Annotated in this window: 2 protein-coding genes; both read left to right on the plus strand. The window is 66.1% G+C overall.

The window, feature by feature from the left end; genetic code table 11:
• The first annotated feature begins 307 nt into the window (after positions 1-307).
• Positions 308-745: a transposase gene (locus AB0H57_RS32770; RefSeq protein WP_357512621.1), complete on the plus strand. Its 438-nt coding sequence runs from the start codon at positions 308-310 to the stop codon at positions 743-745.
• A gap of 110 nt (positions 746-855) precedes the next feature.
• The gene (locus AB0H57_RS32775; RefSeq protein ID WP_357512622.1) at positions 856-1,599 is read left to right on the plus strand and encodes a DDE-type integrase/transposase/recombinase; all 744 of its coding nucleotides are present in this window, start codon (positions 856-858) and stop codon (positions 1,597-1,599) included.
• Positions 1,600-1,663 lie beyond the last annotated feature (64 nt).

Raw genomic sequence — 1,663 nt, forward strand, 5'->3', positions numbered from 1 at the left:
AAGGACCAAGGAGCAAACGACGTCGACGAGCGACCGGACCCCCATTTTCAGCCCGGAACGGGCCGCCCACCAGGGGCGACAGGGACTAGACGAGTAATTCCTAAGTCAACCCGGGGCTGCGGACGCAGCGAAGGGTGTTGATGATCCGTTTGTGACGACAGACCTCAACACCCTTCTCATCGCACTGTACGTGAAGATCGACGACTGGCTGGGGCAGCCCCGCAGGGCTGGTCCCTCTTGGTCAGGATGGTGTGAGACACCGCGTGTGAGTGCGGGGTGCTGACCGAGGGCGGGATCGGAGATCCTGGTGTACGTGTCGACATCTTCTGCGGACCAGCCCGTGCCGGGTGGGTCTGATCCGGCGCCGCGGCCGTCGCGGCGGGCGTTCAGCCCGGAGTTCAAGCTGCGGATCCTCGCCGAGTATGAGAATGCCCCGCATGGGGAGAAAGCGGCGGTGTTGCGGCGGGAAGGCTTGTATTCGTCGCATCTGATCGAGTGGGCGAGAGCCCGCGACGCTGGCGCTCTGACCGGCAGCGACAGCGACGATTCATCCTCGGGATCGCGGCGGCCGGCTCGGAAGACGGCTGAGCAGATCGAGTTGGAGAAGCTGCGCCGGCAGAACGAGAAACTGCAGGCTGATCTGAAGAAGACCCGGATGGCGTTAGACATTATGGGAAAAGCACACGCGCTCTTGGAGGAGCTCTCCGAGAGCGCGGACAACGATCCGCCGTCGAGCAGATCCTGACCACGGCGCTCACCGACCTGCGATCGGCGGGGGTAGCGGTGCAACGCGGCTGCGAGTTGACGGGGACGTCACGTGCGACCCACTACCGCCGCCGCAGCGGGCTGGGGCCGGTGCACGGGCCGTGGCCGCCGCGGACCCCGCCGCCGTCGGCGCTGTCCGACACCGAGCGGGTCCGCATCCTCGCCGTGCTCAACAGTGCGACGTATGCCGACCTGGCGATTCCGCAGGTCTGGGCTCGGGAACTCGACGAGGGCCGGTACTGGTGCTCCCTGTCGACGATGTATCGCATCGCCCGCACGGCCGGGCAGGTCCGCGAACGACGCCGGCAGGCCACCCACCCGCCGCGGGTGCGTCCCGAACTGGTCGCGACCGGCCCGTCGCAGGTGTGGTCGTGGGACATCACCGCGTTGAAAGGACCGGTCAAAGGCGTCTGGTATCGCTGCTACGTGGTCATCGACATCTACTCCCGTTACGTGACCGGGTGGCTCGTCGCGGCCGGTGAAGACGCTGTCGTGGCCCGCGATTTCCTCGCCGACGCGGTCGCCCGCAACGGGATCGAGCCGCACACTCTGCACGCCGACCGCGGTGGTGTCATGGTGTCGAGACCGGTGTCCGAGATGCTGGTGAGCCTCGGCGTGCTCCGCTCGCATTCACGACCGCGGACGTCAAACGACAATCCGTACTCCGAAGCGCAGTTCAAGACGATGAAATACGTGCCCGACTTCCCCGACCGGTTCGGCTCCCTCGCCGACGCCCGCGCCTTCTGCGACAGCTTCTTCACCGCCTATAACCATGAACACCGCCATTCCGGGATCGGCTGGCACCCGGGTTCCACAGATCAGGTGGTTGGCTAGTCCGCGAGAAGGTGGGTTGAGCTGGGAAAACGTGGTTTGGTCCGGTGGCGGGGCGTGTCACTAG

Origin of the sequence: Micromonospora sp. NPDC050686 (assembly GCF_040654475.1) — a bacterium.
Classification (GTDB): Bacteria; Actinomycetota; Actinomycetes; order Mycobacteriales; family Micromonosporaceae; genus Micromonospora.